This is a genomic window from Mesorhizobium sp. WSM4310 (genome assembly GCF_007003935.1).
GTDB lineage: Bacteria > Pseudomonadota > Alphaproteobacteria > Rhizobiales > Rhizobiaceae > Mesorhizobium.
The window spans coordinates 91,027-103,729 of sequence record NZ_VFTA01000014.1 but is presented as its reverse complement, the minus strand read 5'-3'; the positions used below and the strand labels follow the sequence as shown (position 1 = coordinate 103,729).

Here is a 12,703-nt window from a genome sequence, read left to right as displayed (position 1 = left end):
CATCAAGCCGCCGGTTCGAATTTCAGCGCCACGCCATTAATGCAGTAGCGCAGGCCGGTCGGCGGCGGGCCATCCTCGAAGACGTGGCCGAGATGGCTGCCGCAGCGCGAGCAATGGCACTCGGTGCGGACCATGCCGTAGCTGCGGTCGACAGTGGTCTCGATCGAGCCGGGCACCGGGTCGTTGAAGCTCGGCCAGCCGGTGCCGCTCTCGAGCTTCAGCTTGGATTCGAACAGCGACTGGTCGCAGCCGACGCAGGAAAATGTGCCGGCGCGCTTCTCGTAGAGCAAGGCGCAGCTGCCCGGCCGCTCGGTGCCGTGATTGCGCATGACCGCATATTGCTCCGGCGTCAGCCGGGCGCGCCATTCGGCATCGGTGCGGGTGACGGGGTAGGTTTGGGTGTCCATTTGATCTCCTCAGCCTTGGCGGCTCGTTCTTGGTTGCAAGCTATATTCGCACCAACATAGGCATTTGTTACCGGATTTTCTCGCATTTTCGATCGCCGTCATGCGATGGCGGCGAGATAACGAGCCACCGATGCGTTGAATGCCGCCTTTGCGCCGCCGATGATGTTCAGGTCCCACCATGCGCCGCGGATATCGTTGAAGTCGAATGGTTCAAGCGCCGTCGCGATGCGGCGGACAGCTGCCGCGTTGAGCGGTATCTGGTTGGGATAACTGTACATGAAGCTGACATGGCGGCGCGTCGGCGTCACCTGCACGGTGTCGCCGGTCAGCAGCGCGTTGCCGCCCTCGCGCTGCCAGTGCAGCACCTGGCTGCCGGAAAAGTGGCCGCCGCAGCGGATGGCAAGCGTCTGGCCTTGCCAGCTGACGATCGAGGGATGCGGCCGCATGATCCATTGGCGGTCGTCGGCGTGGAGATAGATCGGCACGCCGCCAAACGCCTCGCTCCAACAGGCCATCGCCGAGTAGAAGTGGCAGTGCGAGATGGCGATGGCCGCCAGGCCGCCGCGACGGTTGATCTCGGCCACCGCCTCCTCGCTCACCATCGAGACGCAGTCCCACAGCACATTGCCGTGCGTCGTCTGCACCAGCTGCGCCCGCTGGCCTATGGCGAAGCGCGGCTCGATGCCGAAGCCGAGCACGCCGGCATCGTCCCTCGTCACCAGCCGATGCCCGGCGGCAAGCTCCCGCGGGGTTATCCAGGCCTGGCCTTCCCAGCGCACGAACTGCCGCTCATCCTCGCAGACCGGGCAGTGCTGCAGCGGCGTCTCCGTCGCCGCAAATTGGACGCCGCACTGCAGACAGAGGAAGCAGGTCATCGGATTTCCCGTCGGTCCTTCAATGTTTTCGAGAAAGCTGCTTCGTCGCGCCTTCGAGTCCGGCCAGCGTCAGCGGGAACATGCGGCCGCCGAAGATGTCGCGGATCATGGCGATCGAATGGGTGAAACCCCAGTTCTTTTCGCTCTCGGGGTTCAGCCATACCGCATTCGGCCATTGCCGCAGCAGGCGGCCGAGCCAGACGGCGCCGGCCTCCGGGTTCCAGTGCTCCACTGACCCACCGGGGTGGGCGATCTCGTAAGGGCTCATCGAGGCGTCGCCGACGACGATCACCTTGTAGTCCGGCCCGTATTTGTGGAGGAGGTCGAAGGTCGGCATCACCTCCGCATGGCGGCGCCGGTTGTCCTTCCACACGCCTTCGTAGAGGCAATTGTGAAAGTAGAAATATTCGAGCTGGCGGAATTCGGCGCGGGCCGCTGAAAACAGTTCCTCGACGCTCTTGACGTGGTCGTCCATCGAGCCGCCGACATCGAAGAACATCAAAAGCTTCACCGCGTTACGCCGCTCGGGCCGCGTCTGCACGTCGAGATAGCCATGCTCGGCGGTGGCGTGGATGGTGCCGGGCAGGTCGAATTCCTCCTCGGCACCCTCGCGCACCCAGCGGCGCAGGCGTTTCAGCGCGATCTTGATGTTGCGGGTGCCGAGCTCGACGGCATCGTCGAAATTGCGGAACTCGCGCTTGTCCCAGACCTTCACCGCGCGGCGGTTGCGGCTTTCGTGCTGGCCGATGCGCACGCCTTCGGGATTGTAGCCATAGGCGCCGAAGGGCGAGGTGCCGCCGGTGCCGATCCATTTCGAGCCGCCCTGGTGGCGGCCTTTTTGCTCCTCGAGCCTTTGCTTCAGGGTCTCCATCAGCCTTTCGAAGCCGCCGAGCGCCTCGACCAGCTTTTTCTCCTCCTCGGTCAGGTGCTTTTCGGCAAGCCGGCGCAGCCATTCCTCGGGAATATTGGCGACATCGACCGCATCCGGTCCGCCCAGCGCCTCGATGCCCTTGAAGACATGCGCGAACACCTGGTCGAAGCGGTCGATGTGGCGCTCATCCTTCACCAGAGCGGCGCGGGCCAGGTAATAAAAACCCTCGACATCGTAGTCGACCAGCCCGGCTTCCAGCCCTTCCAGCAGCGACAGATATTCCCTGAGCGAGACGGGAACGCGTGCAGCCTTCAGTTCTAGGAAGAAAGGGATGAACATTTTCTACTTATAGCAGATCATACTCGATGAAGCCGGTGCGGCGCGCCACGTGGTCGTAGAGCTTGCGCGCCGTGGTGTTGGTTTCGTGCGTCATCCAGTAGACGTTCTTGACGCCGATCTTTGCCGCTTCCTGCTTCACGGCATTGATCAGCGCGGCACCGATGCCCTTGCCGCGCACGTTCGGGTCGGCGAACAGATCCTGCAGATAGCAGTTGTTTTTCTCGGACCAGCCCGAGCGATGGTAGAGATAGTGGGTGAGGCCGACGGCCTTGCCGTCGAGCGTGGCGATAAAACCCTTCGGCTCGAATTCGCCTGCCGTGAACAGTCGCTTCCAGGTGACGGCATAGACCTCTTCCGGCAGCCTGGTTTCATAGAAGGTCAGGTAGTCGGTCCACAGGCGCTTCCAGTCGGCGTGGTCGGACTGCGCGAGCGGGCGGACAATAATCTCGGACATTTCATCTCCTGCGAAAGGTTGCGGCCGAAGCTGCCTTCCCGTCCGGCCGGCGGCAACGGTCCACGGAAGGGAAAGCGCTATTGCTGCGGCCCTATTGCCGCCTTCTGGCCATGAAAGCCAGCCGCTCGAACAGATGCAGGTCCTGTTCGTTCTTCAGCAGCGCGCCATGCAGCTTGGGCAATGCGTTCTTCGGGTCGGCGCGCAAATCCTCGGGCGCGATGTCGTCGGCGACCAGCAGTCGGATCCAGTCGAGCGCCTCGGACGTCGATGGCTTTTTCTTCAGGCCCGGTACCTCGCGGATCTCGTAGAACTGGGTGAGGGCCGCGCGCACCAGATTCTGCTTGATGCCGGGATAGTGGACGTCGACGATCCTGTGCAGGGTGTCGACGTCGGGAAAGCGGATGTAGTGGAAGAAGCAGCGGCGCAGGAAGGCGTCCGGCAGTTCCTTCTCATTGTTGGAGGTGATGATGACGATCGGTCTGATAGCAGCGCGGATGGTCTCGCCGGTCTCGTAGACGAAGAACTCCATCCGATCGAGTTCCTGCAGCAGGTCGTTGGGGAACTCGATGTCGGCCTTGTCGATCTCGTCGATGAGGAGCACGACCTTCTTGCCCGCAGCGAACGCCTCCCAGAGCTTGCCGCGCTTGATGTAGTTCTTGATGTCGTTGAACCTGGCATCGCCGAGCTGGCTGTCGCGTAGCCGCGACACCGCGTCATACTCGTAAAGACCTTGCTGGGCTCGCGTCGTCGATTTGACGTGCCATTCGATGAGATCGAGGCCAAGTGCCGCCGCCACCTGGCGGGCAAGCTCGGTCTTGCCGGTGCCGGGCTCGCCCTTGACCAGCAGGGGGCGCTCCAGCGCGATCGCCGCGTTGACGGCCACCATCAGATCCTTGTCGGCGACATAGGCCGCCGTGCCTTCGAAACGCATTTTTGCTCCTTGGTTCACCCCGCGACCGTAAGGACGCCGCCCGGCCTGTGCAAGGGTGCGATGCCGGCGGCGAATAAAGCCGCCGAGACCGGCTGCGTCACTGGCGCTTGACCGATGAGCGGCCTATATTGGGGAGGACGGTCTGTGCTTCCCGGCAGGAGAACATTTTCCCCGGGGCCTTAACGATCCTTAGGGAGCTGTCCCTGGGAAGACCCGTGGGTTTTCTCACACGGCGCCCACCTACTTTGTAGGTTCCCGGGATCGCTCTCTCCACCGGTTGTGTGGATCGTCACTTCTTGTTGCGCATCCATGCATTGCGGTGGATGATGCGGTGGAAAACGTCGCTCCCAAAACGCCATCCCGATCCGGCCTTTTCTACCATCCGCGCATGACATCTCTCAAAGACCAGAAGAAACAGCTGCGACTCCAGGCGCTTGGACGCCGCGACGCGCTCGACGAATTCTGGCGGGTGGAAATGGCGCTCGAAATGGCCGAGACGGCGCGCGATCATCTCGCCATCGAGCCCGGCCAAATCGTCTCCGGCTTCTGGCCGATGCGTTCGGAAGTCGACGTCAGGCCCTTGATGTTTGCCTTGCGTGAACAGGGCGCCAGGCTTTGCCTGCCCGCCATTCTCGACAAGACCACGATCGTCTTTCGCGAACTGGTGCGCGGCGCGCCGATGGTCGACATGGGCTTCGGCACGATCGGACCCCATGAAGAAGCCGAGGTGCTTGACCCCCAGGTGATGCTGGTACCGCTTGCCGCCTTCGACGCGCGCGGCCACCGCATCGGCTATGGCGCCGGCTATTACGACCGCGCGATCGCCAAGCTCGTCGACAAGGGGCATTCGCCCCGGCTGATCGGCATCGCCTTCGATTGCCAGGAGGTGGCGCAGGTTCCGGACGAGAACCATGACGTGGTCATCCCGGAAATACTCACCGAGAGCGGGTTGCGTCGCTTCACGCCAAAATTGTAGATAATGGAGGCATGATCTTTTCGCGGATGTCATGCAGCTTTTGCTTCGCTGACTTTCGGTGCGGGATCATATGAGACTTCTCTTCCTCGGTGACATGGTCGGAAAAACGGGACGCACGGCGGTGTGGGAACAACTGCCCGGCCTGATCTCGGACTTCAAACTCGATTTCGTCATCGTCAATGGCGAGAATGCCGCCGGCGGCTTCGGCATCACCGAGGAGATCTTTCGCGAGACGATCGCGGCCGGCGCCGATGTCGTCACCACCGGCAATCATGTCTGGGACCAGCGCGATGCGCTGGCCTTCGCGCCGCGCGAAGAACGCTTCCTGCGTCCGTCGAATTTTCCCAAAGGCACACCCGGGCGCGGCTCCGGCGTCTACATCGCCAGAAGTGGCGCGCGCGTGCTGGTCGCCAACATCATGGGCCGGGTGTTCATGCATCCCGAGCTCGACGATCCGTTCCAGGCCGGCGAGCGCGAGCTTGCCGCCTGCCCGCTCGGCGAGCAGGCGGATGCGGTGGTGATCGACTTCCACGCCGAGGCGACCTCGGAAAAGATGTGCTTTGCGCATTTCGTCGACGGCCGCGCCAGCCTGGTCGTCGGCACCCACACCCACCAGCCGACCGCCGACCACCAGATCCTCAATGGCGGCACCGGCTATCTGTCGGATGCCGGCATGTGCGGCGACTATGATTCCTCGCTCGGCATGGACAAGGAGGAACCGCTCAACCGGTTCCTGTCGAAAGTGCCGAAGGGGCGCTTCGAGGCGGCGACCGGCCCGGCGACCTTGTGCGGGGTCGGTGTCAATATTTCCGATCGTACCGGACTGACCGAGAGGATCGCGCCGTTTCGTCGCGGGCCGCGACTGGAAGAAACGACTCCGTCCTTCTGGTCATGACATTGATATAGGCGCGCGCGGTACCTAACTGCCGACGACATCTGCTTCAGATCGTTAACAGAGGGGACAACGACCTCCATGCAGCTTATCGAATTTCTTGCGCCGCATTTTCAATTCGTTTCCGATCCAACCGCATGGGTCGCCTTGCTGACGCTGGTGGTGCTCGAGATCGTGCTCGGCATCGACAATCTGATCTTCATCTCGATCCTGACCAACAAGCTGCCGGAAGCGCAGCGGGCCCGTGCCCGCCGGCTCGGCATTTCGGCGGCGCTGGTCATGCGGCTGGTGCTGCTGGCCACCATCTCGGTCATCGTCCAACTGACGACGCCGGTCTTCACCGCCCTCGGCCACGGCTTTTCCTGGCGCGACCTGATCCTGATCGCCGGCGGCCTGTTCCTGGTGTGGAAGGCGACCAAGGAGATCCATCACACGGTCGATCCCGACGACCACAAGGACACGATGATGGGTGAGACGCTCAAGATCTCGCTTGCCGGCGCGATCTTCCAGATCCTGCTGCTCGACCTCGTCTTTTCGATCGATTCCATCATCACCGCCGTCGGCATGACCGACGAGATCGCCATCATGTACATCGCCGTGATCGTGGCTGTCAGCGTGATGATGCTGGCGGCGGGTCCGCTGGCCAACTTCATCGCCAAGAACCCCAGCATCGTCATGCTGGCCCTGGGCTTCCTGTTGATGATCGGCATGACGCTGATCGCCGACGGCATGGGTTACCATGTGCCCAAGGGCTACATCTACGCGGCGATGGGTTTCTCGGCCCTGGTCGAGGGGCTGAACATGCTGGCGCGGCGGCGCAGGAAAGCGAAGCCCGGCGACGGGCATTGAGTATCGGGGTGCTGGGCATCTAACGCCCCGGCGCACCCTCCGGGTGGCGGTCGCCGATCAGGCCTAGCGTCAGGCCCTGTTCCAGCCAGGCCTTGGCGCCGGCCAGCACCAGCGTGAAGCCACCGGTCGAGCCGATCGCTTCCTTGACCTGTTCGTCGGGCGTCCCAGCGAAACCGAAGTTGCGGACCTCGAGAAAGGTCGCATCGCCAGGCATTTCGGTGAACGTCCAGACCACCGTTGTCGGCGGATCGCTCCATTGCATGACGATCCTTTCATTCCTGACGATCTCGCTGACCTTGGCGGTCGTCGAGACGCCATACATGCGCCACTCCCAGCGGACCTCCTTGCCGCTGTCCAGCCGGCCGCTGCCATGGGTGAACCAGAATTTGGTGGTGATAGCCGGGTCGACGATGGCCTCGAACACCTCGGTGACGGGCCGTCGGATCAGCATGCCGGCTTCGGCTGTCGGGGTTTCACGGATCTCCATGGCGGTCTCCTTTCTGGTCGTGGCGCTCACCAGGCGTCGGGCTCGCGCAGCATGTGAACGATGCTGGCCGGGTTGGTGATCCAGCCGCCGCGAAAGCCTTCGCCCAAGGGCTCGATGGCATCGCAACGCACGATGCCGGCCTCGGCGAAGTGTGCGGCAGCGGTGAAAAAATCTTCGGTGAACAGTTCCAGCCAGACCTCGGCCTGGCTCAACATCGGCGCCTCGTCGATCCACAGGCGGTTGGGTCCGAGCTCGAAGCCGACCGCCGGCGCCTTGGCGGTGAACGGCTTCAGGCCGACGATGTCGCGGTAGAAGGCAATCGTCGCCTCATACTGATGCGGTGGCACCTTCATGGCTATGTTGATGCCGCCGGTGATTTTCGTCGTCATTGCTGTCTCCATTGCGCTGCGCTTGGGTCGGCCATGTTCGGTCAGGCCAGGTTGACCTGCCATGAGACACCAAACCTGTCGTTCAACCAGGCGAAGCGGCGGCTGAAACCATAATTGTCGGGTGGCATCAGGAATCCGCCCTCCTTCGCCAGTGCGTCGACAATGCGGTCCAGTTCCTCCAAGGAGGAACAGTCGACGTAGAACGAGACCGACGGCGTGAAGCCGAAGGCGTGGTGTACGGGGCTGTTGAAGACCATGACGTCCCGGCCGGCGATGGAAGCGCGCGCCAGCTTCAGCGTCCCTTCAGGGCCATCCTCACCGGCACCATAGCGCGTGATGTCGAGGATGCTGCTGCCGGGAATGGTGTCGCAATAGAGGGCCATCGCCTCCTCGGCCTTGCCCTCGAACATCAGGAACGGCGTTACTATCGTCATCGCTGGCCTCCGTTTCCCTGCTCAAACATTGGTTTCGTTGGCGGGCTCGCCCTTCATCTCGCTGCGGTAATAGCCGTCGCGCAGATTGATGCCGTATTCGACATAGGCCTTCATGCAGGCCAGCATCTGCGACCAGCCCTCGCAGTTGAGGTAGGATTTCTTCAGGCCGACCGCGCCTTCCTGCCAACCGCTTTCGGCGATGGTGACGAGGGTGCCGCCATCGTCCAGCGGTTCGAAATTCATCTCGATGCGCGTCTTGTAGGCCGGCTTGCCGTCGGCGTCGGTGGCGTCCCAGCGCAGCACGATACGGCTGTCCTTGACCACCTCGTCGACCTCGACCGGCACCTTGCCCCACCAGACGACGCTCGTGCCGGTTTGCAGCGGTGCGCTGGCGCCGCCGATGGTGGTGAAATAGCCGCTGAGCTTCTTGGGGTTGACGACGGCGTCGAAAACTTCGGCGGCCGGTTTGCCGATGCGGCCGGAAACGCGGAATCCAAGAGACATATCCACAGCTCCATCCTTGAAAGGTTCAACAATATGTTATATAAACATAACATGTCAAGCCGATCGCAAGATGACAATGTTTTCAAGGCGCTGGCGCACCCGCGCCGGCGCGAAATGCTCGATCGGCTGAAGGACGAGCCGAAGACCACCGGCATGCTGTGCGATGCCTTTCCCGATATCGACCGCTGCACCGTCATGCTGCACCTGAAGGTGCTGGAGGAGGCGAAGCTGATCGTTGCGCGCCGCGATGGACGCGAGCGCTGGAACCATCTCAACGCACTGCCGATCAAGCAGATCCACGATCGCTGGATCAGCCAGTATGCCGGCCATGCGCTCAGCGTCATCGACCGGCTGAAGTCCGATCTGGAGGCGTAAGCGTTTGCAGCAGCCTGTCCGGTTACGCCACGCGCGCGGTGCGGCTGGACGAATTGAGCCGATTTATCTATAAGCCGGCCATTCCGACAAAGAGCGCCGTACGTCCTCCGGACGCATCAAGGACGTTCTGAAATTTTGAATTCGAGCATTTTGCAACAGGCGATGTAATGCATCTCGCTGCAGAACGCTCTAGCCGAACACGACAGGGGTGCCATGGCTGGCCATTCACAGTTCAAGAACATCATGCACCGCAAGGGCCGTCAGGACGCGGTGCGGTCGAAAATGTTTTCCAAGCTGGCGCGCGAAATCACCGTGGCCGCCAAGAGCGGCACGCCCGACCCATCGATGAATCCACGCCTGCGGCTGGCGATCCAGAACGCCAAGGCAGTGTCGATGCCGAAGGACAACATCCAGCGCGCCATCAACAAGGCGTCGATGGGCGATGCCGAAAACTACGAGGCCGTGCGCTATGAGGGCTATGGCCCAGGTGGCGTCGCCGTCATCGTCGAGGCGTTGACCGACAACCGCAACCGCTCGGCGTCGAATGTGCGCGCCGCCTTCACCAAGGCCGGCGGCGCGATGGGCGAAACCGGCTCGGTGTCCTTCATGTGGGACCGTGTCGGTGAGATCTATTATCCGGCATCGGCCGGCAGTGCCGACAAGGTCATGGAAGCGGCGATCGAAGCCGGCGCCGACGACGTCGAAACCGACGAGGAAGGCCACACGATCTATTGCGCCTTCGAGAATCTCGGCGAGGTATCGAAGGCACTGGAAGCCTCGCTCGGCGAAGCGGAATCGGTGAAGCTGATCTGGCGGCCGCAGAACAATGTTCCGGTCGACGAGGAGCGGGCACAGTCGCTGATGAAGCTGGTCGCCACGCTCGAGGACGACGATGACGTGCAAAGCGTGTACGCCAACTTCGAAGTCGACGACGAGACCTTGGCCAAGCTCAGCGCGGCGTGATGAGCGAGACGCCGCTGCCCGCCATCCGCATCACCTATTGCACGCAGTGCCAGTGGCTGCTGCGCGCCGGCTGGATGGCGCAGGAGCTGCTCTCCACCTTCGGCACCGACCTTGGCGAAGTGACGCTTGTGCCCGGCACCGGCGGCGTCTTCACCATTTCCTGCAACGACGTGCTCATCTGGGACCGCAAGCGCGACGGCGGCTTTCCGGACGCGGCAAAACTCAAGCAGCTGGCCCGCGACGTGATCGATCCGGACCGCGACCTGGGCCATGCCGACCGCAAAACGCACAAGAAGACAGACCCCGCCTGAGGCGGGGTCTTTTGCATTCGCGGGCTGCTGTCTTCAGATCAAAGCCATGATGAAGCAGGCCATCGCCACGATGGCGGTGACGGTGCGGACGTGGTTCCACATTACCCACTGGCTCAGATGGTTCGCCCATACGGCGGCGCCGTTGGCGCTCGCAGGATCGACGGCGGCGAGTGCGTCGTTGAGCGGCACGTTGAAGACCATGGTCACGATCGGATTGCCGATGAAATAGATCACGGCGCCGGCAAGCAGCCAGTATGAGCCTGATTGGCTCCAGCCCAGAAGAACGGCGGCAATCAGCACGAGGCAGATGAGGCCGGTGCCGAAAAGAGCGGTCATGAAGCTTGGGGTGATCACCGTGACGTTGATCGAATTCATCGCGGCGATGCCTTGCGGGACGGGCAGCCGGGCAAGGGCTGCCATGACGAAGTTGGAAAAGGCGAAGAAGACGCCGCCGACGACGCCCGAGCCGATTGCGGCGATGATGGTGAGGGTGGGAACAAGCTTGCTCATCTCAGTTACTCCAGATTCGGCTAGCGGCGGTTTCGGTTGCGTAGGCGGAAAAGTCTTTCGGTGCACGGCCGAGCACGCGCTGGACGCCGTCAGTGAGCATCTCGTTGCGGCCGTCGAGCACTTGGGTGAACAGCTCATCGAGCAGCCAGACGATTTCGGGTGGCAGTTCATGCGACGCGATAGCGGCCGTGAACTCGTCATGCGAAATTCTGACAAAGCGGATGTCACGTCCGGCTGCCTTGGCAATTTCGGCGACCGCGTCGGCGAAGCTCAACAGCCGCGGCCCCGTCAGCTCATAGAGCTGGCCGACATGACCGGGCCCGGTCAGCACCACTTCGGCGGCGTCAGCGATGTCGTCGACATCGACAAAGGGTTCGCCGACAGGTCCGACCGGCAGGGCAACTTCGCCCGCCAGCAACGGCTCGACGAGAAAGCCTTCGCTGAAGTTCTGCGAGAACCATGCGCAGCGCAGGATCGTCCAGTCGGCCCCGGAAGCCTGCAGCATCTCTTCGGCGCGCTGCGCCTCGTGCTCGCCGCGGCCCGACAACAGCACCAGACGTCGAACGCCATGCGCCACGGCAAGGCGGGTGAAGGCATCGATCACCTCGGCGGCGCCCGGCACGGCGATGTCGGGATAGTAGCTGATATAGACCGCGCTGACGTCCTTGAGTGCCGGAGCCCAGCTTGCGGGCGCCTCCCAGTCGAAGCGCGGCGTGCCGGAACGAGAGCCGATGCGTACCGGAATGCCGCGCGCCGTCAGCCGCTCGGCAAGACGGCGGCCGGTCTTGCCGGTGCCGCCGAGGATCAGAATTGGTTTGGTGTCGGTCATGGTGGTTTTCCTCCGTTTGAAAATATGAGTAATCCTCACATTTGCAAAACGTGATAAACCCTCGTATTTTGTCAGTCAAGCCATTTTCTCGGCGATTGTGCCGAGTGCATTATTGGAGACAGTCGATGGAACGCACGCCGGCCAACGAGCAGATCGCTTCGCCGCGGCGGGCGCCAAGCCAGCAGCGCAGCCGCGAGCGGGTGGAGCGCATGCTGGCCGCGGCCTCGGCGCTGATCACCGAGCAAGGCAGCGACGCCATGCGCATGGGCGAGGTCGCGGAACGGGCAGGGGTGTCGATCGGCTCGCTCTACCAGTTCTTCCCCGACAAGCGGGCGATCATCTGGGCACTGGCCGAGCGCTACACGGCCGAAAGCCAGGCCTGTATCTCGGCGGCGCTCAGGGATGTCAGCGACGCCGAAGGCCTGCGGCAGGCTTTCTCGGAGCTGGTCGATATCTACTACGGGCTGTTCCTGGCCGAGCCGGTGATGCGCGACATCTGGTCGGGCACGCAGGCCGACAAGGCGCTGCGCCAGCTCGAACTCGCCGACAGCCGGGCCAATGCGGAGTTCCTGGTCGCGGTGCTGAAGCGCTTGCGGCCCGGCGCCGACCCACTCGCCCTGGAAACCACGGCGCTTCTCGTCTGGCAAATGGGCGAGGCCGCGGTACGGCTGGCCATCTCGGTCGAGCGGCAGGAAGGCGACAGGCTGGTCGCCGCCTACAAGCGCATGGCGCTGCGGGAGTTGGTGGACGGGTAGAATGCCTCCCATCCTCCCCCGCGTGGGGTCGAAGGAAGGGCAAGCCCCGTGGCTCGCCCCGACAAGTCGCTGCGAAGCAGCAGGGTGGGGCCGGCGCCAGACCCCCACCCGGACCTTCGGTCCGACCTCCCACAAGGGGGAGGTAGGGGTGGGCGCCAGCTCGAGGCGCGTCATCTCATCGCAAACCCGCCACAAGGGCGGGTTTTTGATCTGCGACAATGCCGAAATGGGCTTAGAGGCCGAAACCTTCGAAACGCTTCTTGAACTTGGAGAGGCGGCCGCCGCGGTCGAGCAGGGTCTGCTGGCCGCCGGTCCAGGCCGGGTGGGTGGTCGGGTCGATATCGAGGTTCATCGTATCGCCTTCCTTGCCCCAGGTCGAACGGGTCGTGTATTCGGTGCCGTCGGTCATGACGACCTTGATGGTGTGGTAGTCGGGATGAATAGCGCTCTTCATGGTTCGGTTCCTGGCTTGCCGGCGCGGCTGACGGGCATGAGCCTGCGTCGATGCGCCTCTTTTTAAAACTCGAAGCCGTAGCTATTGAGGAGCCACGG

Annotated in this window: 19 protein-coding genes and 1 other RNA gene; 8 read left to right on the top strand and 12 right to left on the bottom strand. The window is 62.9% G+C overall.

The features are described 5' to 3' along the window. Positions 1–2: 2 nt before the first annotated feature. From msrB to FJV80_RS17090, 5 genes are all read right to left on the bottom strand, one after another. Entirely contained in the window at positions 3–407 is a 405-nt protein-coding gene (msrB, locus tag FJV80_RS17110; protein WP_142877001.1) for a peptide-methionine (R)-S-oxide reductase MsrB, read from the bottom strand. A gap of 98 nt (positions 408–505) precedes the next feature. Next, on the bottom strand, positions 506–1,282 hold the full coding sequence (locus FJV80_RS17105) for an MBL fold metallo-hydrolase (RefSeq protein ID WP_142877000.1): 777 nt from the start codon (positions 1,280–1,282) through the stop codon (positions 506–508). A gap of 19 nt (positions 1,283–1,301) precedes the next feature. After that, positions 1,302–2,492 carry a VWA domain-containing protein gene (locus FJV80_RS17100; protein WP_142876999.1) on the bottom strand — a complete coding sequence of 397 codons (1,191 nt, stop codon included), beginning with the start codon at positions 2,490–2,492 and terminating at the stop codon, positions 1,302–1,304. Between the two features lie 7 nt (positions 2,493–2,499). Then, a complete protein-coding gene (locus FJV80_RS17095; protein ID WP_142876998.1) occupies positions 2,500–2,946 on the bottom strand; it encodes a GNAT family N-acetyltransferase in 447 nt (148 codons plus the stop codon). Positions 2,947–3,037: 91 nt separating this feature from the next. Then, positions 3,038–3,877 (bottom strand): MoxR family ATPase, encoded by an 840-nt coding sequence (locus FJV80_RS17090; RefSeq protein ID WP_142876997.1) that lies wholly within the window; start codon positions 3,875–3,877, stop codon positions 3,038–3,040. A gap of 136 nt (positions 3,878–4,013) precedes the next feature. On the opposite strand from FJV80_RS17090, the gene ssrS reads away from it, so the two are divergent. From ssrS to FJV80_RS17070, 4 genes are all read left to right on the top strand, one after another. Beyond that, positions 4,014–4,169: non-coding RNA, 6S RNA (ssrS, locus tag FJV80_RS17085), on the top strand. A 96-nt stretch (positions 4,170–4,265) separates the two neighbouring features. Further along, complete coding sequence (locus FJV80_RS17080; protein WP_142876996.1) at positions 4,266–4,853, top strand: 5-formyltetrahydrofolate cyclo-ligase; 588 nt, start codon at positions 4,266–4,268, stop codon at positions 4,851–4,853. 70 nt (positions 4,854–4,923) lie between these two features. After that, positions 4,924–5,748 (top strand): YmdB family metallophosphoesterase, encoded by an 825-nt coding sequence (locus FJV80_RS17075; RefSeq protein WP_095772023.1) that lies wholly within the window; start codon positions 4,924–4,926, stop codon positions 5,746–5,748. Between the two features lie 78 nt (positions 5,749–5,826). Further along, positions 5,827–6,594: a TerC family protein gene (locus FJV80_RS17070; protein WP_095772024.1), complete on the top strand. Its 768-nt coding sequence runs from the start codon at positions 5,827–5,829 to the stop codon at positions 6,592–6,594. A gap of 19 nt (positions 6,595–6,613) precedes the next feature. Here FJV80_RS17070 and FJV80_RS17065 read toward each other — a convergent pair whose 3' ends face one another. From FJV80_RS17065 to FJV80_RS17050, 4 genes are read right to left on the bottom strand one after another with little or no spacing between them, the layout of a single operon-like run. Further along, entirely contained in the window at positions 6,614–7,081 is a 468-nt protein-coding gene (locus tag FJV80_RS17065) for an SRPBCC family protein (RefSeq protein ID WP_142876995.1), read from the bottom strand. A 26-nt stretch (positions 7,082–7,107) separates the two neighbouring features. Continuing rightward, the gene (locus FJV80_RS17060; protein WP_095789915.1) at positions 7,108–7,470 is read right to left on the bottom strand and encodes a hypothetical protein; all 363 of its coding nucleotides are present in this window, start codon (positions 7,468–7,470) and stop codon (positions 7,108–7,110) included. Between the two features lie 41 nt (positions 7,471–7,511). Further along, the gene (locus FJV80_RS17055; RefSeq protein ID WP_095772026.1) at positions 7,512–7,904 is read right to left on the bottom strand and encodes a VOC family protein; all 393 of its coding nucleotides are present in this window, start codon (positions 7,902–7,904) and stop codon (positions 7,512–7,514) included. A gap of 21 nt (positions 7,905–7,925) precedes the next feature. Next, positions 7,926–8,408 carry an SRPBCC domain-containing protein gene (locus FJV80_RS17050; RefSeq protein ID WP_095772027.1) on the bottom strand — a complete coding sequence of 161 codons (483 nt, stop codon included), beginning with the start codon at positions 8,406–8,408 and terminating at the stop codon, positions 7,926–7,928. Positions 8,409–8,459: 51 nt separating this feature from the next. On the opposite strand from FJV80_RS17050, the gene FJV80_RS17045 reads away from it, so the two are divergent. From FJV80_RS17045 to FJV80_RS17035, 3 genes are all read left to right on the top strand, one after another. Continuing rightward, positions 8,460–8,783: a helix-turn-helix domain-containing protein gene (locus tag FJV80_RS17045; RefSeq protein ID WP_142876994.1), complete on the top strand. Its 324-nt coding sequence runs from the start codon at positions 8,460–8,462 to the stop codon at positions 8,781–8,783. A gap of 213 nt (positions 8,784–8,996) precedes the next feature. After that, a complete protein-coding gene (locus tag FJV80_RS17040) occupies positions 8,997–9,746 on the top strand; it encodes a YebC/PmpR family DNA-binding transcriptional regulator (RefSeq protein ID WP_095772028.1) in 750 nt (249 codons plus the stop codon). Further along, a complete protein-coding gene (locus FJV80_RS17035; protein WP_142876993.1) occupies positions 9,746–10,057 on the top strand; it encodes a SelT/SelW/SelH family protein in 312 nt (103 codons plus the stop codon). Before FJV80_RS17040 ends, FJV80_RS17035 begins: the two co-directional genes overlap by 1 nt. A gap of 33 nt (positions 10,058–10,090) precedes the next feature. On the opposite strand, the gene FJV80_RS17030 is transcribed toward FJV80_RS17035, so the two are convergent. Both FJV80_RS17030 and FJV80_RS17025 read right to left on the bottom strand, forming a co-directional pair. Continuing rightward, on the bottom strand, positions 10,091–10,567 hold the full coding sequence (locus FJV80_RS17030) for a DUF1772 domain-containing protein (RefSeq protein WP_095772030.1): 477 nt from the start codon (positions 10,565–10,567) through the stop codon (positions 10,091–10,093). Position 10,568: 1 nt separating this feature from the next. Further along, on the bottom strand, positions 10,569–11,396 hold the full coding sequence (locus tag FJV80_RS17025) for an NAD(P)H-binding protein (protein ID WP_142876992.1): 828 nt from the start codon (positions 11,394–11,396) through the stop codon (positions 10,569–10,571). A gap of 125 nt (positions 11,397–11,521) precedes the next feature. On the opposite strand from FJV80_RS17025, the gene FJV80_RS17020 reads away from it, so the two are divergent. Next, positions 11,522–12,151 (top strand): TetR/AcrR family transcriptional regulator, encoded by a 630-nt coding sequence (locus tag FJV80_RS17020; protein ID WP_095789912.1) that lies wholly within the window; start codon positions 11,522–11,524, stop codon positions 12,149–12,151. 232 nt (positions 12,152–12,383) lie between these two features. On the opposite strand, the gene rpmE is transcribed toward FJV80_RS17020, so the two are convergent. Then, positions 12,384–12,605 carry a 50S ribosomal protein L31 gene (rpmE, locus tag FJV80_RS17015; RefSeq protein ID WP_010912060.1) on the bottom strand — a complete coding sequence of 74 codons (222 nt, stop codon included), beginning with the start codon at positions 12,603–12,605 and terminating at the stop codon, positions 12,384–12,386. Between the last annotated feature and the right edge of the window lie 98 nt (positions 12,606–12,703).

Excerpts from the sequence above, each read along its gene's own strand:
- msrB (WP_142877001.1), bottom strand. The coding sequence starts at position 407 with ATGGACACCCAAACCTACCCCGTCACCCGCACCGATGCCGAATGGCGC.
- FJV80_RS17105 (WP_142877000.1), bottom strand. The coding sequence starts at position 1,282 with ATGACCTGCTTCCTCTGTCTGCAGTGCGGCGTCCAATTTGCGGCGACG.
- FJV80_RS17100 (WP_142876999.1), bottom strand. The coding sequence starts at position 2,492 with ATGTTCATCCCTTTCTTCCTAGAACTGAAGGCTGCACGCGTTCCCGTC.
- FJV80_RS17095 (WP_142876998.1), bottom strand. The coding sequence starts at position 2,946 with ATGTCCGAGATTATTGTCCGCCCGCTCGCGCAGTCCGACCACGCCGAC.
- FJV80_RS17090 (WP_142876997.1), bottom strand. The coding sequence starts at position 3,877 with ATGCGTTTCGAAGGCACGGCGGCCTATGTCGCCGACAAGGATCTGATG.
- FJV80_RS17080 (WP_142876996.1), top strand. The coding sequence starts at position 4,266 with ATGACATCTCTCAAAGACCAGAAGAAACAGCTGCGACTCCAGGCGCTT.
- FJV80_RS17075 (WP_095772023.1), top strand. The coding sequence starts at position 4,924 with ATGAGACTTCTCTTCCTCGGTGACATGGTCGGAAAAACGGGACGCACG.
- FJV80_RS17070 (WP_095772024.1), top strand. The coding sequence starts at position 5,827 with ATGCAGCTTATCGAATTTCTTGCGCCGCATTTTCAATTCGTTTCCGAT.
- FJV80_RS17065 (WP_142876995.1), bottom strand. The coding sequence starts at position 7,081 with ATGGAGATCCGTGAAACCCCGACAGCCGAAGCCGGCATGCTGATCCGA.
- FJV80_RS17060 (WP_095789915.1), bottom strand. The coding sequence starts at position 7,470 with ATGACGACGAAAATCACCGGCGGCATCAACATAGCCATGAAGGTGCCA.
- FJV80_RS17055 (WP_095772026.1), bottom strand. The coding sequence starts at position 7,904 with ATGACGATAGTAACGCCGTTCCTGATGTTCGAGGGCAAGGCCGAGGAG.
- FJV80_RS17050 (WP_095772027.1), bottom strand. The coding sequence starts at position 8,408 with ATGTCTCTTGGATTCCGCGTTTCCGGCCGCATCGGCAAACCGGCCGCC.
- FJV80_RS17045 (WP_142876994.1), top strand. The coding sequence starts at position 8,460 with ATGTCAAGCCGATCGCAAGATGACAATGTTTTCAAGGCGCTGGCGCAC.
- FJV80_RS17040 (WP_095772028.1), top strand. The coding sequence starts at position 8,997 with ATGGCTGGCCATTCACAGTTCAAGAACATCATGCACCGCAAGGGCCGT.
- FJV80_RS17035 (WP_142876993.1), top strand. The coding sequence starts at position 9,746 with ATGAGCGAGACGCCGCTGCCCGCCATCCGCATCACCTATTGCACGCAG.
- FJV80_RS17030 (WP_095772030.1), bottom strand. The coding sequence starts at position 10,567 with ATGAGCAAGCTTGTTCCCACCCTCACCATCATCGCCGCAATCGGCTCG.
- FJV80_RS17025 (WP_142876992.1), bottom strand. The coding sequence starts at position 11,396 with ATGACCGACACCAAACCAATTCTGATCCTCGGCGGCACCGGCAAGACC.
- FJV80_RS17020 (WP_095789912.1), top strand. The coding sequence starts at position 11,522 with ATGGAACGCACGCCGGCCAACGAGCAGATCGCTTCGCCGCGGCGGGCG.
- rpmE (WP_010912060.1), bottom strand. The coding sequence starts at position 12,605 with ATGAAGAGCGCTATTCATCCCGACTACCACACCATCAAGGTCGTCATG.